15 protein-coding genes and 2 pseudogenes are annotated in these 17,526 nt (G+C 48.0%); 12 read left to right on the forward strand and 5 right to left on the reverse strand.

Annotation, left to right across the window (positions count from 1 at the left end; translation table 11 throughout):
- Window positions 1-119: 119 nt before the first annotated feature.
- Complete coding sequence (gene nagK / locus GPJ68_RS09715; protein WP_016152684.1) at window positions 120-1,031, forward strand: N-acetylglucosamine kinase; 912 nt, start codon at window positions 120-122, stop codon at window positions 1,029-1,031.
- A 15-nt stretch (window positions 1,032-1,046) separates the two neighbouring features.
- Window positions 1,047-1,868, forward strand: coding sequence for a Sir2 family NAD+-dependent deacetylase (gene cobB, locus GPJ68_RS09720; protein WP_016152685.1), 822 nt, complete (start codon window positions 1,047-1,049; stop codon window positions 1,866-1,868).
- 51 nt (window positions 1,869-1,919) lie between these two features.
- Here the strand turns inward: cobB and potD are convergent, their stop codons facing one another.
- Both potD and potC read right to left on the reverse strand, forming a co-directional pair.
- Window positions 1,920-2,966 carry a spermidine/putrescine ABC transporter substrate-binding protein PotD gene (gene potD, locus GPJ68_RS09725; protein ID WP_029139492.1) on the reverse strand — a complete coding sequence of 349 codons (1,047 nt, stop codon included), beginning with the start codon at window positions 2,964-2,966 and terminating at the stop codon, window positions 1,920-1,922.
- 27 nt (window positions 2,967-2,993) lie between these two features.
- Window positions 2,994-3,773 carry a spermidine/putrescine ABC transporter permease PotC gene (gene potC / locus GPJ68_RS09730; protein WP_003030794.1) on the reverse strand — a complete coding sequence of 260 codons (780 nt, stop codon included), beginning with the start codon at window positions 3,771-3,773 and terminating at the stop codon, window positions 2,994-2,996.
- A gap of 239 nt (window positions 3,774-4,012) precedes the next feature.
- On the opposite strand from potC, the pseudogene GPJ68_RS09735 reads away from it, so the two are divergent.
- Window positions 4,013-4,120, forward strand: a pseudogene (locus GPJ68_RS09735) (antitermination protein); the annotation flags it as partial.
- A 138-nt stretch (window positions 4,121-4,258) separates the two neighbouring features.
- Here GPJ68_RS09735 and GPJ68_RS09740 read toward each other — a convergent pair.
- On the reverse strand, window positions 4,259-4,471 hold the full coding sequence (locus GPJ68_RS09740; protein WP_016152687.1) for a KTSC domain-containing protein: 213 nt from the start codon (window positions 4,469-4,471) through the stop codon (window positions 4,259-4,261).
- Between the two features lie 553 nt (window positions 4,472-5,024).
- On the opposite strand from GPJ68_RS09740, the gene cspE reads away from it, so the two are divergent.
- Window positions 5,025-5,237, forward strand: a complete 213-nt coding sequence (gene cspE, locus GPJ68_RS09745) for a transcription antiterminator/RNA stability regulator CspE (protein ID WP_304653859.1) — start codon at window positions 5,025-5,027, stop codon at window positions 5,235-5,237.
- Between the two features lie 428 nt (window positions 5,238-5,665).
- Window positions 5,666-5,854, forward strand: a complete 189-nt coding sequence (locus tag GPJ68_RS09750; protein WP_071600303.1) for a cold-shock protein — start codon at window positions 5,666-5,668, stop codon at window positions 5,852-5,854.
- 490 nt (window positions 5,855-6,344) lie between these two features.
- On the opposite strand, the gene GPJ68_RS09755 is transcribed toward GPJ68_RS09750, so the two are convergent.
- The gene (locus GPJ68_RS09755; RefSeq protein ID WP_104651926.1) at window positions 6,345-7,436 is read right to left on the reverse strand and encodes an FUSC family protein; all 1,092 of its coding nucleotides are present in this window, start codon (window positions 7,434-7,436) and stop codon (window positions 6,345-6,347) included.
- Window positions 7,437-8,291: 855 nt separating this feature from the next.
- Between GPJ68_RS09755 and GPJ68_RS09760 the strand changes: the two genes are divergently transcribed.
- The 5 genes from GPJ68_RS09760 (at window position 8,292) to GPJ68_RS09780 (ending at window position 9,877) form a co-directional block, all read left to right on the forward strand.
- Window positions 8,292-8,498 (forward strand): DUF2514 family protein, encoded by a 207-nt coding sequence (locus GPJ68_RS09760; protein ID WP_260490246.1) that lies wholly within the window; start codon window positions 8,292-8,294, stop codon window positions 8,496-8,498.
- 283 nt (window positions 8,499-8,781) lie between these two features.
- The gene (locus tag GPJ68_RS09765) at window positions 8,782-8,994 is read left to right on the forward strand and encodes a cold shock domain-containing protein (protein WP_047415357.1); all 213 of its coding nucleotides are present in this window, start codon (window positions 8,782-8,784) and stop codon (window positions 8,992-8,994) included.
- 10 nt (window positions 8,995-9,004) lie between these two features.
- Window positions 9,005-9,193: a cold-shock protein gene (locus tag GPJ68_RS09770; RefSeq protein ID WP_104651946.1), complete on the forward strand. Its 189-nt coding sequence runs from the start codon at window positions 9,005-9,007 to the stop codon at window positions 9,191-9,193.
- Between the two features lie 73 nt (window positions 9,194-9,266).
- A complete protein-coding gene (locus GPJ68_RS09775; protein WP_019076503.1) occupies window positions 9,267-9,497 on the forward strand; it encodes a hypothetical protein in 231 nt (76 codons plus the stop codon).
- 206 nt (window positions 9,498-9,703) lie between these two features.
- A complete protein-coding gene (locus GPJ68_RS09780; protein WP_016152691.1) occupies window positions 9,704-9,877 on the forward strand; it encodes a GnsA/GnsB family addiction module toxin in 174 nt (57 codons plus the stop codon).
- 260 nt (window positions 9,878-10,137) lie between these two features.
- Here the strand turns inward: GPJ68_RS09780 and GPJ68_RS25340 are convergent, their stop codons facing one another.
- Window positions 10,138-10,254, reverse strand: a complete 117-nt coding sequence (locus GPJ68_RS25340; RefSeq protein WP_350185928.1) for a YnaM/YnfT family protein — start codon at window positions 10,252-10,254, stop codon at window positions 10,138-10,140.
- A gap of 318 nt (window positions 10,255-10,572) precedes the next feature.
- Between GPJ68_RS25340 and GPJ68_RS24960 the strand changes: the two genes are divergently transcribed.
- Together GPJ68_RS24960 and GPJ68_RS09785 are read left to right on the forward strand one after the other, a co-directional pair.
- Window positions 10,573-10,737, forward strand: a complete 165-nt coding sequence (locus GPJ68_RS24960; RefSeq protein WP_175299807.1) for a YnfU family zinc-binding protein — start codon at window positions 10,573-10,575, stop codon at window positions 10,735-10,737.
- A gap of 156 nt (window positions 10,738-10,893) precedes the next feature.
- Window positions 10,894-17,487 (forward strand): annotated as a pseudogene (locus tag GPJ68_RS09785) (glucoamylase family protein); the annotation flags it as partial.
- Between the last annotated feature and the right edge of the window lie 39 nt (window positions 17,488-17,526).

The following is a 17,526-nucleotide window of genomic DNA, read 5'->3' on the forward strand; positions in this document are numbered from 1 at the left end:
ATGCGGCGGTAAGGCGGCAAACCGAAATCTCCACGAGCATAGATAACGATGTGACTGGAGGGTGAGGGCGCAGCCGACCCCAAGGCATCTTGAAGGATGACGTGTATCAAGGAGCGGTGATGTATTACGGATTTGACATCGGCGGGACCAAAATTGCGCTTGGCGTGTTTGATAAGCAACGTCGTTTGCAATGGGAAACTCGCGTCCCTACGCCTCGCGACAGCTATGACGCTTTCCTTGATGCGGTCTGCAATCTGGTGACGGAAGCGGACCAGCGGTTCGGCGTTAAAGGTTCGGTAGGTATCGGCATTCCTGGCATGCCGGAAACGGAAGACGGCACGCTGTATGCGGCCAACGTTCCTGCTGCCAGTGGTAAGCCGCTCCGCGCCGATCTCAGCGCTCGCCTTGACCGCGATGTGCGTCTGGATAACGATGCTAACTGTTTTGCCCTCTCCGAAGCCTGGGATGACGAGTTCACCCAATATCCGCTCGTGATGGGGTTGATCCTCGGCACCGGTGTTGGCGGCGGTCTGGTGCTTAACGGGAAATCCATCACCGGACGCAGCTATATCACCGGCGAGTTTGGTCATATCCGTTTGCCAGTCGATGCGCTGACGTTGATGGGCTTTGATTTCCCATTGCGCCGCTGCGGGTGCGGTCAACTGGGATGCATCGAAAGCTATCTTTCCGGCGGTGGATTTGCATGGTTGTATCAGCATTACTACCATCAATCGCTGGATGCCCGGGAAATTATCGCGCTGTGGGAGCAGGGTGATGAACAAGCACGTGCCCATGTTGAACGCTATCTGGATTTGCTGGCGGTGTGCCTTGGGAATATCCTGACTATCGTCGATCCTGATTTGGTGGTGATTGGCGGAGGCTTGTCGAATTTTACCGCTATTACGACGCAACTGGCGGACCGACTGCCACGTCATCTGCTGCCGGTTGCCCGGGTGCCGCGTATTGAGCAGGCGCGGCACGGTGATGCGGGCGGGATGCGCGGAGCCGCTTTCCTACATCTTACCGATTAATACAAAGAGGTTGTTATGCTGTCGCGCCGGGGTCATCGGTTAAGCCGCTTTCGTAAAAATAAACGCCATATGCGCGATCGCCTGCGTCAACGAATCTTTTTCAGAGACAGAGTGGTGCCTGAATTGATGGAAAAACCAAGAGTGCTGGTACTGACGGGAGCGGGAATCTCCGCTGAGTCAGGAATTCGAACCTTTCGCGCGGCGGATGGTCTCTGGGAAGAACATCGGGTAGAGGACGTTGCGACTCCGGAAGGATTTAGTCGTAATCCGCAACTGGTCCAGTCGTTTTATAACGCCCGTCGTCATCAGTTGCAACAATCAGAAATCCAGCCTAACGCGGCGCATATCGCGCTGGCAAAACTCGAAGCCGAGCTGGGCGACCGTTTTTTACTGGTGACGCAGAACATTGATAACCTGCATGAACGTGCGGGCAGCCAGAACGTAATCCATATGCACGGCGAACTGCTCAAGGTTCGCTGTTCGCAAAGCGGGCAGATTCTGGAGTGGACTGGCGATGTGACTGCGGAAGATAAATGCCATTGTTGCCAGTTTCCGGCGCCGCTGCGCCCGCACGTGGTGTGGTTTGGTGAAATGCCGCTGGGCATGGATGAAATTTATATGGCACTGGCAATGGCCGATGTGTTCATTGCGATTGGTACATCGGGCCATGTATACCCGGCAGCGGGGTTTGTGCATGAAGCTAGACTACACGGGGCGCATACGGTAGAGCTAAATCTCGAACCGAGCCAGGTAGGAAGCGAGTTTGAAGAGAAGTATTACGGTCCGGCAAGCCAGGTGGTGCCTGAGTTTGTTGAGAAATTATTGAAAGGACTGTGATTTTTATGCCCGATACGCGCAGCGCCATCGGGCATTCCTTACAACGCTGAATTAACGTCCTGCTTTCAGCTTCTGATAATACTCTTCATAGATAGCGCTGGCGGAACCGACATCATTCTGCCATTCCCCTTTGTTGATGGTTTCTGCATCAGGGTAGAGGGTTTTATCGTTCGCGACTTCAGGGCTTAACAGCTTACGTGCTGCCAGGTTTGGCGTCGGATAACCGATGGTTTCCGCGACTTCTTTCGCCACGTCCGGGCGCAGCAGGAAGTTAATCAGCTTCAGCGCACCTTCTTTATTTTTTGCGTTTGCTGGAATAGACAGGCTATCCATCCAGAAAATCCCACCTTCTTTCGGCCATACCACTTCCAGCGGTGTACCTGCCTGACGCGCCACATACGCGGAGCCGTTCCACACCATCCCCAGATTGACTTCGCCTTCCATATACGGGTTGGCCGGGTTGTCAGAGTTAAATGCCGCGACGTTAGGCATCAGCTTCTTCAATTCGTTATAGGCGGCTTCAATCTCTTTAGGATCGGTGGTATTGCCGGAGTATCCCAGCTTGCGCAGCGCCATCTGGAACACTTCACGCGCATCATCCGTTAACAGCAGGCTACCTTTGTACTCCGGTTTCCACAGATCGGCCCAGCTGGTTACTGTTTTCGGGTCGATGGCATCGCTATTGATGCCAATGGCCGTCGCACCCCAGATATACGGGATAGAGTAGTCATTGTTGGGGTCGAATGGCTTGTTGAGCATTTCCGGATCGAGGTTGTGGAAGTTGGTCAACGTCGACTTGTCGATCTTCTGGATCATGCCTTCTTTGCGCATTTTATCGACGTAATAGGTGGACGGAACCACCAGATCGTATGCGCCGTCTTTATAGGTTTTGAGCTTGGCGTACATGGTTTCGTTCGACTCGTAGGTCGAATAGATAACCTTAATGCCGGTCTCTTTGGTGAACTGCTCCAGCAGTCCAGGCGGGACATATTCGGTCCAGTTATAGAAATAGAGCGTGTTGTTGTCATTAGCGTGAGCGGCGCTCATGCCCAGTGCCAGAGCACCCGCCGCGAGCAGGTGGCGTGACCATTTTTTCATCATTTAACGTCCCCTGAATTAAGGGCCTTAGCGGCCCTTGGTTTTATCACGTGCAATAAGCTGGCTGGCAATCACCATAACCAGCGACAGAACCAACAAAATGGTCGCCAGCGCGTTCACCTCTGGTGATACGCCGACTTTTACCATTGAGTAGATTTTTAACGGCAAAATTTCATAACCAGGCCCGGTAACGAAGGACGACACGACGACATCATCCATCGACAACGTAAAGCTCAGCAACCAGCCGGCAGCCACTGCAGGCATTGCCAGAGGCAGTATAATCTTGCGCAGAATAGTCACTTCACTGGCGCCGAGATCTTTGGCGGCTTCAAGCATTCGTACATCAAAACCTTTCAGACGTGAGTAAACCGTCACCACCACAAAAGGTAGACAAAAAGTGATATGCGAGAACAGCAGTGACCAGAAACCCAGTTGAATGCCGATCAGCATAAACAGCACCAGCAAAGAAATCGCCATTACGATATCCGGCGACATCATCACCACGAACAGCATGCCGCTGACAAACGGTTTACCGCGAAAACGGTAGCGGTACAGTGCAACCGCTGTGAGTGAGCCGATCAGCGTGGCAAACGTGGCGGATAGCACCGCCATCGTCAGCGAGTGTTGCGCTGCCTGTAGCAGGCTGTCGTTGTTCATCAGCAGGCCGTACCATTTGGTGGTAAAACCCTGCCAGTTGATGCCAAAGCGCGAGCTGTTAAAGGAGTTCACAATCAAAATAATGATTGGAATATACAGATACGCGTAGATGGCGGTCATAAAACCGCCTCTGAGCAGCCGACCGATCATTCGCGTTTCACCTTCTTGTTCAGAAGGCGCGATGTTTTCAGAGTATTGAAAATAATCAACTTTTTCTCTTCTCCAAAATCTCTCCAAAACTTCCCGCCAAAACAGATAGCCAAAAAAGAAGCAGCTATCACTAAGGCCGCGAATTTTACAACAATTTTTAGGATGATCGGGAAAAAAAGGCCATTTAAATGACCCGCTTTACCCATTCCTGACTGCGAGTGGCGGTATAGCAATCGGTTCAGGGAACAATTAGCGCACGCTACCGCTGTGGTGGTAAAGGGGAGGTACTTGACTGCAAAGCCACGAAAGAGCATGGCGTCCCAGTGTTTGAAACCTGTGAACGCTGCAGGGAGCATGCTTAACGAAGGGTAACAAAATTGACGGGAATAGTGGTTTTTGGGATATCAATTTCCTGGCCCGGTGCTAACAAAAACAGAAAACACCAGAACGGCGTTTTACGCTATCTACAGCGTAAATTTCTTGAATCACCCTGTTTTACGACACAAGAATTTACCTTTAATGACACCGTCAAAGAAACGGCCTTTAGATTGCACCGTGAGAAAAGAGTTATAGATGCTTTCAGGAACGCCCACATACTGGAAAGTTGAAGAATTTACGAAACCAATCTCCAGTATCTTTTCTAATGGGTAGTAACCAATAAATTTTATTTTTGATGAAATCATTGCCTGTCGTTGCATTTTTTCTCCTTCAATTTTTTTAATTTTCCTTCTCTGATAATACACTGATATGAAACAAAAGGAGCATAGTTTTGTAAATGTTATGGCTGTTTCAGAATTTACTGGTTGGAAGAAATGATTTTCTTTGTTGCTATTAATTTCCTCAGATGCGAAAAATAGCACGAAAATTCGTTGCTGGATTTTTACGGATTGAAACGGGGTTTCCTTTAAGTTGCTGATAAATATATTCTATTTTATTTTTCGTTATCCAGGGGACGACCGGCAGTATGTTATTGCTAGTGAACAGAACTCATTGATTATGCTGTCTCAGTTTCTATTTCTAAGATTTTGCGAAAAATTAAATGAAAAAATAACTTGCTATTGTTTGTGGGGTGTGTGATTAATGAGGGGTTGGTTAGGTACACAGACCCATTAAAGCGGTTTAGTAAAGCAGTTCTCATCTCAAGCGTTATCCACAGATAATCCTTTCTTTTGAGCCTTCTTATCGTTACTAATTAGATTGTGTGCGAAGCCCTTTTCGCCGTAAGGCTACATAGAATTTAAGGAATTACCTGTGTCTAATAAAATGATTGGTTTAGTAAAATGGTTTAACGAGTCTAAAGGTTTTGGTTTTATTACCCCTGACAATGGTAGTAAAGATGTGTTTGTACACTTCTCTGCTATTCAGAGTGGTGGCTTTAAAACGCTGAATGAAGGCCAAAAAGTTGAGTTCAGCATTACTGCTGGTGCAAAAGGGCCGTCAGCTGAAAACGTAGTTGCTGCCTGATATTTTTCCTGATGTAAACCAATATACGATAGCGAAGACGGTGAATGCCTGAGTAGATATATTGGTTTTTCAGAAACTCAACATCTGCCAACATAAAGCTGAACAGATGTCTGAGTCTAATCATTGGGTAGAACAGTTGAAATGATTATTTTATGAATGTCATTTGTTGTTTTACCTCTGTAGTTTTTCTTGCACGCTTAAGTGCATTCGTAAAAGCTAACAACATCCCAAAAATCGCTGGTGCTATAATATAAAGAAAATTATATTATTTTAGATTCCTCATGTGAACTGATAAGAAATATTTATTTTTTATTGCTTTTAATAGTGAGTTGTAACCTGGTACTGAAAACCAAGAGAAATTATTAGTTAAATAGATCTTTTGGATATCACTGCGGTAGTGAGTGTTGTAGCAAATAAAGGCTAACATCATGACCGACCATATTTATTTTAAGTGCCCTTGTTGTCATGGGTCACAGTACAGAACTTCCCATTTTGATGTGACTGAGAAAAATCCCTTTGGTGCAAAGTGTATTTTTTGTAAATCATCAATGATCACACCTGATAACTATGCGCCATATACTTCCAGTAAATCAAATGAACAGGTGTTGCGAAAGTAACATTTGGCTCTGACCTTCCAGTTAAGGCGGCAAGATTCATTATCATTGCCAGGCACTGGTTTAAGTCCAACAAGGGCCGTCAGTCTGCTACTACCTCATCGAATTGAGCGGGCGACTTTTGAACTTGCAGGAGACGAGGGTTTGATCCTCTATGGTTACACCATGAATAAAAACCTCGTTCTAACGGGGTTTCGTCATTTCAGGGTTATCCGTGCAACATACAAGTAAGTTGGGCAAAGAATTGTATTTTTTGTTTTGCTTTTAACATCATGTCTGATGTGTAACGGTATTACTAATAACCATATAAAGGGCAACGCATTGAGAATCATACAAAACCATATTATGGCCCAGGAAATTGGTGAAACAGTTATCCAGCTACTTGAAAATGGCAAAAGGGTTACGACAGAGAATATCATTGATTTGCTCGAACGGAAAAGTCATGCCTTGCACGGTCAAAAGGCCGATGAGATAAGAGAAATATTGATATTTATCAGGAAAAAATCTGTTCTGTAAGCGCTTTTGTGATTAAGGTTGATAGTGCTTCAAGTTGGATAGCAAGCTGAATGCTCAACCAAACATATCCGTGAACGGCGCTTTCAATGATTTCCTCGCCCTCATTGGCGAGTAAAAGACAATGCAACTCTTTAGTAATTTCGAGAAGATGCTCGCTATTTGATGCTATCGGCGTTGGGTTTCCTTCATGCAAGGCATGTGCGAGGGTGTTGAGGGTGCTACGGGTCATTTGTTCCATATCTGACAGCGTGTGAGTATTCAATATGAGAAATCGACTGCCACGGGATGCCCAGTGGGCATTTATCTGAAATTTTTGCGCCGCTATCATATCGCGGGTTATCGATTGAATATCTTCAAGTAGACTCTTCGCAATCTTTGTTTCTTTATTTACTGGTGTAATAAGGCTGCGCATTTTTACTACATTATTCAGCGCTCGCGTTTGAAGTTTGGCCATTCTCGGGGGCGCAAGAACGTTTCGGGAGACTCCCGCAGTTGTTATTTTTAGATAATCAGAAAGAAAGTCAGCAAGTTGTATACGCCAGTTAATGAATGCTCTTTGGGGAAAAATGCTGGTAAACAACATCGCCAGAATGCATCCTATAATAATGTTGGTGCTTCGCCACAATGCTGTTTGTAAGTCTCCTGCAGGAGCGCTGCTGACAACCGCTAGCGTGATACCAATCAATAATGCGGCATAGGGACGTTTACTCATGGCCAGAAAACCACAAAGGAAAGCTGCGCATCCACACCACAGCATCATCATAGTGAGAGAGTACATTTCAATGTGTAATGCGATGATCCCCAAAATCGCACCCCCTACAGTTCCCGCCATACGTTCAAGTGCCCTGGGTATCACATTGCCCATGTAACTAATTGGTCCCATGACCACAACCAGTGTAATCAGGGGCCAGGAGTGGTCTGGTAAATTCAACATTCTTATCAGTAAGAAAGTTATAACAAATGCTAAAGCAATACGGATCCCATGAACTACGCGATAGTTGCGGTAAATCTTAAGTTCTAAAGGACTTATCGGTTTATTCCGTTCAATGGAAAAAATATTGTTTTTCATTGGTTAAAATCTTTAACATAGACAGAATTATAAAGGATGTTCAGATATACACTGAAAAAATAATCTCGTCTTACTTTTTTAACTTATAAAAAAGGAGGGCGATGCCTGACATAGGTTATTGTTAATCAATTGCTAATGCAGTAGCGAAAGAAGAGGTGATTTTTAATGCCCACATTATCTGTGGATTTGCCATTATGGTGGTAAGCGGTTCTACACATATTGAGTGGCCCCCTGACTTAAATTCAATATGTTGACTTTGACAGATATTAAAAAGTTGTGGACTTCCAAAATACTGGTTAGCATGTTTAAAACGTTTTCTTTTTCAGGTTGTTATAAGGCTAAGCAAAACAGGTCAGATGGTTTCTGTGCACGGCTTTATATCAGCAACGGTATCATTATATTTATAACATATGCACTTTGATGAGCTAAGGCCCGGACCAAAGCTCATGAGATATAAGTTCTGGTTACATTAGATGGAAGCAGTACACAACCTATTCATGTGTTATCGAAAAGCAACTACGTAAACAGAAAGTGCAAGTGCGAGAAATATCCAGTATTGAGAATGGTAATGGAAAAGTTTGAGCATAAATATCCTCCACAGATTCGGTTCCTAATTAATGGCAGATTTAAATGTCAACAACAAACAAAAAAGCATGGGTATTGATTGTTTGATTGTTTCATATTGTTTCAGTGGTGCTCTATGACAGTGCGTTTGCACCAACAATAAGATTCTTGCATTGTTATGGTGAGCTTAGTGTCAGTCAGCCGGGCATTAAGACACGATCAATCTACTGATAAATATAACCCAGGCAGCCATATGCGGCTTTTTCTATCCTGTCTGTCACTCTTTGCCAGCTGCACACCGATGCAACAAAGCTTGCCCGCCGCCTGAATGCCGCAAAGCACACTGGAAATCTTGCCGTTCCTGCCAAAAGCAAAACAGCCGGAGCTGACGTTGTAATCCTCTCTGACATGCTCGGAAATTTCGTGGTAGACGCTAAATATTATGCTGAGATGGAGGAAATACGACTCTTCCGTGAGTCAAAATCCCTGAAAACTTAGGGTGATAGATAAAGGTCTTAAGCAGCATGACATAATTTTCGATTTAAGCTATTTAAATTCATTTTTATGATAAGAATCATGTGCGATTTCCCTATAAAACTAAATCTTGCTATGTTTGGTTAATCATGCGTTAATGAATTCTTGGTTTGTAACGAATTTATCTAAAGCAAGTGCTGTAATAATTTTATTTCTTGTTCCTGTTGAGACTTCCTTGCTGGCTTTTCTCTCTGATGATTTTTTCGGACCATTCTGCCCAAGGGCTTACTCAAGAAAGGTAATAATTATGTCTAATAAAATGACTGGCTTAGTTAAATGGTTCAATCCTGAAAAAGGTTTTGGGTTTATCACCCCTAAAGATGGCAGTAAAGATGTGTTTGTACACTTTTCTGCTATCCAGAGTAACGATTTCAAGACGCTGAATGAGAATCAGGAAGTTGAGTTTAGTGTTGAACAGGGACCTAAAGGCCCCTCAGCAGTTGATGTCGTGGTTGTATAAGGTAACTGTTATTACACATCATATTCACTTCAGATGCCCGTGTTGCCACGGATCTCAGTACAGAACGTCGAGCTTTGATGTTACTGAAAAAAATCCTTTCGGAGCAAAATGTATTTTTTGCAAATCGGTAATGATTACATTTGACAATGTTGCGCTATACATTCGGTCTGGTCAGACTTTGTTAGATTTTAGAAAATAAAGTTCAGGTTCCTTATGGAGCCTTTTTTGTATGCTAAACCGTTCATCTCTGTACGAACCATCACGGTATCATTATGAAAAAAGTAATCGTTTTTTTTAACTCAGAACCGGCAGTTGTTGTATCCGTAATGAAGGGAATTACTTCGATAATGCGTGAGTTTCCCAATGGGGAAAAAGCACACCTGTCCGTGATGTCAGCAGGATTTCCATCTCTGACAGGAGACCATAAAATAGTTTATGTTGCCTCTGATCGCGATGTCAGTTCCGAAGAGATTCTCGAGGCAGCATCGAAGCTTTTGAAGTGACATCTGATTGTTTCTTTACCGACCGAGATAGTAGTCCAGTGGTTTGCAGATGTTTTGCGCTTTTCTTGTATGAAGATTGTACTGCAACCTCTTGATTATTGAGTCTTTCCATTCTATCTTTTAAACATGTCAGCGCTGTTATAAGTGCTCCACGGGGAATGTTACATACTTGGCGTTGATACGTTAGAGATCAAGAGAGGTAAATAATGAACGTCGAAGAGTTAAAAACAAAAACTGAAGCGGATATTTCTGAATTCATTACAAAAAAAATTGTTGAACTCAAAAAAAAGACAGGAAAAGAAGTTTCCGACATCCAGTTTACTGCTCGTGAAAAAATGACTGGGCTTGAAAGCTATGATATTAAAATTACATTGATCTAATCGTTAAAAACCCAGGTCGAATGAAAAGCATTATCTTAAAAGGTAATGCTTTTTTATTGCTGTCAAAAAATTTGGATGTTGTCAAAACCTTCATTTTTAATCATAGAGACAAGTCCTGACTTTTTAATGGGGTCTTTCCGATGCCAGCCCGCGCTATCGGGCTACTGCTGGCTCAGGGCAGGGATGCACTTGTCGGAAATTTCGTGGTCAGTGTGTATCACATTGAGGGGAGTGGGATGACGTAGTAGCCTGCGAATGGGTTAATTATCATTTCGGTCGGGATTGTTAGATAACCCAACTCCTACTTTTACCGCAGCAAACAACATAATGCACAGAGCGGTAATGACGGTAAATACCAATGAAAGGCTGGTAATCATAAATTTTCTTCATTTCAGATGGATTTGATTATTAGACTAAGACATAAAGGAAAAGTTCAGGGTAAATATCATAGTATTTCCCGGAAAAAATATCGGAGCGGCTCATTGTATACCAGGGCGGACTGCAGGGAGCCGTATCGAAGAGTGGCGGATCAACGGTCTCAACGGCCCCTGTGGCTGCAAATATCTATCTTGGCAAACGTCGTCATCTACACTGTGATATCCCCCTTTTGGATAAAAAATAGGAAGATAAATTAAATGGTTAAATTTTATCCAAACGTGGTACAGTGAATCTCATTCATCGAAAGGGTAATCATCATGTCTCTCATCGATTACGCAATGAAGTACCTCGGCGGCGTATCGACGACTACTGTCATCTGCCCGGCCTGCGGCTTACGTTCATCCCAATCTATTTCTAAAATTCGCCTTAAGCAGACAATGCTGTGCCCTGGCTGTAAAACACTGTTTGTTTCACCACGATAATCCTGACACTTAGTTGCACCTAAACCCGGTGTTCTATACTTAAGTCAAATCCCGGCAGCTGTTAAATCCCTGATGCCTTACGCCCATCCTGAGAGAACGTTTCTGAACTGATTTCGCAACTGCTCCTGCATGCTAACTCTGCATCAGAGCAATGCTATGAAAATGAACCCCAGGGCGTGGTTTAACCGCTCCCATATTCCGATGAATGCTCCCGAAAGCGTAACGTTTTCGGCGAACGATCCTGCCGGTGAAAGCACGCTGCAGTCAGAACTCTTTTCGACCGCCCAGATGGAACGCTACGGTCAGAAGCTCGCACGGACCCATAAATTATCGCCGGATAAACATCCTTATTATCTTCTAAAAAGACTCGGCGAGAATGAGGCCATCATTACCCAAAGTTGTTATGAGCTTAACGCGGGTAAAAAGACCAGTATCATGCCTGCCGGGGAGTGGTTACTGGACAATTATTATCTGATTGAGGAACAAATCCGCACTGTCCGCCAGCACTTGCCGAAAAGCTTTGGTAAAGGTCTCCCGTCGCTGATGTCGCCGCTGAATTGCCCACGAATTTACAATATTGCATCAGAGGCCATTGCTCACGGTGACGGGCGCTGGGATGCCGCCAGCCTGACCAGCTATCTCACCGCCTATCAACAGGTGACCCCGCTGACATTAGGTGAAGTCTGGGCGTTACCGGGAATGCTGCGCCTGGCGCTGATAGAAAATCTTCGTCGTATCAGTATCGAAGTGATCAAAGCGCAGCAGGACAGAACGCTGGCTGATATGTGGATAACAAAGATTTTCGGATGTGCAGAGAATGCCCCTGGCGATTTAATCATGGTGGTTGCCGATATGGCACGCTCCCGACCTACGTTAACCAGTGCGTTTGTCGCAGAGCTGGTGCGGCGCCTGCAGGGGCATGGCAATGCGCTGTCGTTACCTCTGACCTGGGTTGATCAGTGCCTTCGGGAACAGGGGATCACCACCGACGTTCTCATACATAATTTCAATCAACAGCTTGCCGCCAGCCAGCTATCTGTCAGTAACAGTATCGCGGGTCTGCGATTACTGAGTGAAACGGATTGGGCTGATTTCGCCGAAACGATAAGTGTCGTCGAACAGGCATTACGCAATGATCCTGCCGGTATCTATCCTCGGATGCACTTTAATACCCGGGATCATTACCGGCACGTTGTTGAGGTCCTGGCCAGAGACAGTGGTCTCAGCGAGCCTGACGTTGCTGACAGGGTGCTGACGCTTTCAGGAAACAGTGCTCCCGATACACTGGAACATCATGTTGGTTATTATCTCGCAGGCGAAGGTCGGCAGGCGCTGGAAATTCATCTGTTAGCAGACACCTCAAGGCTCATGCGCTTGCGGCACAGTTTCAACAGAATAACCCTGCTGTCATGGCTTGGAAGCCTGGCGTTGTTGACAACCGCAACGACCGCAGCGATTTTGCACGAAACAGCCATGCAAGGCGCAGACTGGCTGTTAATCGCGGTGATATTCCCTCTGATTATCGCTGTAACTCAGTTGATGAGCGATTTACTCAGTGACGCCACCACCCGTTTTCGCGTTCCTCGCCCCTTGCCGCGGATGGATTTCTCAACCGGCATTCCCCCTGACAGCGCCACTCTGTTAGTCATCCCCTGCATGCTGACCAGCCACGCAAGTTTCAGCCAACTCCTCACCAGTCTTGAAGTCTGCTGGTTGGGGAATGAAAACGAAAATCTCAGGTTTGCGCTGCTCACTGATTTCGCTGATTCTGCAAATGAACCCTCGCCGGAAAGCCAGAAGCTGCTCAGACAGGCGATCGCCGATACGCAGGCGCTGAATCGCCGCTATCCCTCCAGTCGCCCACGTTTTTACCTGCTACACCGCCAACCTGAATGGAACCCCGCGGAAGGAACGTGGATGGGCTATGAACGCAAGCGGGGAAAACTGGCGTTACTGAACAGCTGGTTGCGCCATCCGGGGACACAATTCGTCAGCGTTGCAGACATGCCTGCTAACCTTTTACCGGGCCATATTAAATACGTCATTACCCTGGACAGTGATACGGTGCTGCCGCGAGATACGGCGCACAAACTGGTCGCGACGATGGCGCATCCGCTGAATACGCCAGAGTATGATCCGGTACGCCAGAGGGTTGTCAAAGGATTTGGCATTTTACAACCCGGCCTTGCGGAGGAGATACCACGCAACGGTCAGGGACGTTACGCCGCCATGCGCAGCAGCATACCGGGCAATAATCCCTATTCGATGATGTCTTCGGATATCTATCAGGATCTTTTTGGGGAAGGATCGTTCGTGGGGAAAGGGATTTACGATGTTGACATTTTTATGCAGGCCACGGCCAACACCTGCCCGGAAAACCTGGTTCTCAGCCATGATCTACTCGAAGGATGCTATGCACGTTCGGGTCTGCTCAGTGAGGTGTTACTCTATGAACAGTACCCGAATAATTATCTGTCGGATGTTGCACGCCGTTCACGCTGGATCCGGGGTGACTGGCAACTGCTTAACTGGCTGAAACCACGTGTCAGAAGAGCCGATGGAACCCGGGCCAGGAATCCGCTGACCGCGCTTTCTTACTGGAAATTACTCGATAATCTGCGTCGCAGTCTGGTCGCCCCCTCATTACTGGTATTGCTGTTCTTCACCCTGCTTGGGGTACCTAATCCGGTTTACTGGCTGGGCGTACTGTCGCTGATATGGCTGTTGCCAACCATCCTCTGCATCACCCATGACCTGCTGCATAAACCTCTGCGTCGCCGCCTGAAGCCGCATCTGTTACTGGTAGGGGCGGGCGCGCTGAAGCGTTTGTCAGGTATCGGCCTTAATTTTGCGATACTGCCGCACGAAGCCGGATATTCGCTAAAAGCGATCGCCGTGACGTTATGGCGATTGGGGATCAGCAGGCGTCACCTCAGCCAGTGGGTCAGCCACAGCCAGGACAGCAATCAGGCCGGACCCACTGTCGCGCGTTTTTATCAGGCGATGTGGCTGAATGTTGCATGTGGTGTGATGCTGATAATACTGACCGGACAATTTGCTCCACAACTGCTGGGGATTGCGTTGCCGATCGGTTTGTTATGGTGTGTGGCACCGCTGCTGATGAGCTGGCTGAGTCGTCAGCCTGCGCGTAAGGTGTTTTCGCCCAATCCGGAACAAAAACAGCTGTTGCGCCAGACAAGCCGTGAAATCTGGGCGTTTTTTGAAACCTTTGCCACAGAAAAAGAGAACTGGCTTCCGCCTGATAATTACCAGGAAATACCGCAGCCGACGGTGGCCCATCGAACTTCTCCTACCAATATTGGCCTTTCCCTCATGGCTAACCTGACGGCATGGGACTTTGGCTACCTGCCCGGCGGGGAAGTGCTCCGGCGCGTGTCGCTCACGCTCGACACAATGGATAAAATGGAGCACTACCGGGGCCATCTCTACAACTGGTATGACACTCGTACGCTGGCCCCCCTCAGCCCACGCTATATCTCAAGCGTCGACAGCGGCAACATGGCAGGGCATTTGTTGACGCTGCGTGCAGGGCTGTCCGCCATGCGTCATCAGCCAGTTTTAAATCGCCAACAGATACTGGCAGGACTGAACGATACGCTGGATATTCTGGAAAAACAGTGGGGTCAGAACCCGCCTGACAGCTTGCGGTTGCTGCGAAAACACTGCCTGAGCGCGGTGTCGCTCTCTCCGCAGACATTTTTCAGCGAGCTGAAAAATATGCGCACCCAGTGCAATCACCTGAACACGCTATGCCATCAGGGATCTCCTCTTCAGATGCGTTGGGCAGGACATCTGGAGCATCAACTGGTTCAGCTTTGCCATGAGTGGTCGCTGCTGCTTGGCTGGTTACCTGCATCCTGGAACGAACAGACGCTGCCGACTTTGTGCGAGCTTGCCCGCGCAACATTTACTGGTGTAGGAACCCCCCCGGCGTCAGCGACGGAGCAGGCCCGGATGCGACTCAATATTATCACTGAACTTGAACAACGGCTGGATGAGCATGCCCGGATGGATTTCGCCTTTCTGTACAGCGAAGCAACCAGTCTGCTCAGTGTTGGCTATAACTGTGACACGAATATGCCTGACAAGAGCCACTACGATCTTCTGCCGTCTGAAATCCGCCTGACCAGCTTTCTTGCCATTGCCACTAATCAACTGCCTCTTAAAAGCTGGTACGCGCTGGGGCGACTGTTCACCACCATTGACAATGAAACCGCCCTGATGTCTTGGAGCGGGTCAATGTTTGAATACCTGATGCCGAATCTGGTAATGCCCACCTGGCCTGGCAGCCTGCTCGATGAAATGAGTCAGTCGGCGGTAATGCGCCAGATTCATTGGGGGAAAGAACGCGGAGTACCGTGGGGCGTTTCAGAGTCTGGTTATCATGCTTTTGATGTTCAGCATAATTATCAATATCAGGCATTTGGTGTGCCGGGTCTCGGCCTGCGCAGGGGGCTTGCTGATGACATGGTTGTCGCCCCTTACGCCACACTGCTGGCGTTGATGGTCTCGCCACAGAAAGCCTGTGAGAACCTGATCAGGCTGCAAAAAAATGGCGCACATGGTGAATACGGTTTTTATGAAGCGCTGGACTATACTCCCTCACGCCTCGCAACCGGTCAGCTCTATGCGGTGGTTCAGTCCTGGATGGCGCATCACCAGGGCATGGCGTTTCAGGCGCTGGCTCATGTGCTACTTGACGCCCCGATGACTGAACGCTTCATGTCCAGTACGGTCTTCCGATCAGCGAGCCTGCTGTTACAGGAACGCGTGCCGGATGCAGTCGATCTGTACAGTCCGCGCCGTCATTTTGAATCTCATGAGGGCAGGGTCAAACCCGTTCGCTATGAACCCCGTATTTTCTATGGCGTGGACACGCCGGCCCCGGATATTCAACTGCTGTCCAACAACCATTATCATCTGATGTTGACCACGGGCGGCGGCGGCTATAGTCGCTGGAATAATATTGCGCTCACGCGCTGGCGCAGTGATACCACCCGCGATAACTGGGGAGCATTCTGCTATATCCGCGATATACAGACGGGGAATGTGTCGAGCAATACCTGGCAACCGACAGCCCACACCAGCGGGCATGACGAGGAAGTGATATTCACCGATGCGAGTGCTGAATTCAGACGCACTTTCGATGGGCTCAGCGTCAAAACTCAGGTTGTGATCTCCCCGGAGGATGATATTGAGTTGCGACGGCTCACACTGATTCATCGTGGTCGCCAGCCTCGCTCTCTGGAACTGACAACCTATGCCGAAGTAGTACTGGCGCCTGAAGCCAGCGATCTGGCACACCCGGCATTTAGCAATCTGTTTATTCAGACGGAACTGGATCCTGAGCGTGACGCTATTCTTTGCCACCGGCGCCCGCGTTCACCGGGTGAAGCGAGTCCCTGCCTGTTTCACATGATGGTGGTGCATGGCGATAACCGTCATAACGTTTCGTTTGAAACAGACAGGGCAAAATTTCTTGGCCGTGGCAGAAACCCTGCGGATGCCCAGGCAATAAAGGCAGGCGGGGCGCTCAGCAACACGTCGGGGTCAGTGCTGGATCCGATCCTGGCAATACGCCACACCATCACTCTGCAGCCGGGGCAGCCGGTCACGATTGATATCATTTATGGCATCAGCGAGACCCGCCAGCAGAGCCTGGCGTTGCTGGAAAAATACCGCGATTACCCTATCGCTGATCGCGTCTTTGAACTGGCCTGGTCTCACAGTCTGGTGGTATTACGCCAGATGAACGCCAGTGAAGATGATGCCACTTTGTTTAATCGTCTTGCCAGCGCGGTGCTTTACCCTGTCCAGGAGCTGCGCGCCGAAGGCCAGGCGATCAGCCGCAACCGGCGTGGTCAGTCCGGTCTGTGGGGCTGGGCAATTTCAGGCGATCTGCCGATAGTGCTTCTCAGTATTACCAGCGAGGAAAGTATTGCCTCAGTGACCACACTGATTCAGGCGCACCGTTACTGGAGACAGAAAGGGCTGGATGTTGATTTGGTTATCCTGAATAACAGTCCCGGCGGCTACCAGCAGGGCTTACAAAATCAGATTATGGACTTAATTTATGCCGGGTCTGAAGCCAGTCTGCTGGACAAAACGGGCGGTATTTTTGTTCGTAATGGCGAGCATCTCTCTGCTGAGGATAAGTTGCTTTTGATGAGCGTGGCCTGTCTTTATCTTGATGACCGCACAGGCAGTATTAATGAGCAGCTTAATCAGCGTACTCACACCCTTAAACCTCAGGCCAGAGCACTCATTCCACGGGCTGTACGCGAGCGTAATCAACATACGGACTGGAGTCCCGATATCAGTCAGTTATGCCATTTCAATGGGTACGGTGGATTTTCTCAGGATGGTCGGGAATATCAGATTGTCCTGCGCGAAGATGCGCAGACACCGGCTCCCTGGTCAAACGTACTGGCAAATGCCCGTTTTGGCACTGTGATTTCAGAGGCGGGACAGGCCTACTCCTGGTATGAGAATGCACATGAATACCGGTTGACACCGTGGGAGAACGATCCGGTGAGCGATCGCAGCGGCGAGGCGTTTTATCTGCGCGATGAAGAGAGCGGTGAGTGTTGGTCACCGACGGCTTTACCTGTTCGCGGACATGGTGATTACCTGACCCGCCATGGTTTTGGTTACAGCGTGTTTGCCCATCGAGAGAATGGTATAGACAGCGAGCTGACGGTTCTGGTTGCCGAAGAGGCGCCGGTTAAACGTAAGCGTCGTCTCAGCACCGTCTGGCAGATCCTGAAA

Source organism: Citrobacter sp. 172116965 (assembly GCF_013458095.1).
Taxonomy (GTDB): Bacteria; Pseudomonadota; Gammaproteobacteria; order Enterobacterales; family Enterobacteriaceae; genus Citrobacter; species Citrobacter braakii.

Coding starts and splice junctions, on each gene's coding strand:
- nagK (WP_016152684.1), top strand. CDS start 120: ATGTATTACGGATTTGACATCGGCGGGACCAAAATTGCGCTTGGCGTG.
- cobB (WP_016152685.1), top strand. CDS start 1,047: ATGCTGTCGCGCCGGGGTCATCGGTTAAGCCGCTTTCGTAAAAATAAA.
- GPJ68_RS09765 (WP_047415357.1), top strand. CDS start 8,782: ATGTCTAATAAAATGACTGGCTTAGTTAAATGGTTCAATCCTGAAAAA.
- GPJ68_RS09755 (WP_104651926.1), bottom strand. CDS start 7,436: ATGAAAAACAATATTTTTTCCATTGAACGGAATAAACCGATAAGTCCT.
- GPJ68_RS09780 (WP_016152691.1), top strand. CDS start 9,704: ATGAACGTCGAAGAGTTAAAAACAAAAACTGAAGCGGATATTTCTGAA.
- GPJ68_RS25340 (WP_350185928.1), bottom strand. CDS start 10,254: ATGATTACCAGCCTTTCATTGGTATTTACCGTCATTACCGCTCTGTGC.
- GPJ68_RS09740 (WP_016152687.1), bottom strand. CDS start 4,471: ATGCAACGACAGGCAATGATTTCATCAAAAATAAAATTTATTGGTTAC.
- GPJ68_RS09775 (WP_019076503.1), top strand. CDS start 9,267: ATGAAAAAAGTAATCGTTTTTTTTAACTCAGAACCGGCAGTTGTTGTA.
- GPJ68_RS24960 (WP_175299807.1), top strand. CDS start 10,573: ATGTCTCTCATCGATTACGCAATGAAGTACCTCGGCGGCGTATCGACG.
- GPJ68_RS09750 (WP_071600303.1), top strand. CDS start 5,666: ATGACCGACCATATTTATTTTAAGTGCCCTTGTTGTCATGGGTCACAG.
- potD (WP_029139492.1), bottom strand. CDS start 2,966: ATGAAAAAATGGTCACGCCACCTGCTCGCGGCGGGTGCTCTGGCACTG.
- potC (WP_003030794.1), bottom strand. CDS start 3,773: ATGATCGGTCGGCTGCTCAGAGGCGGTTTTATGACCGCCATCTACGCG.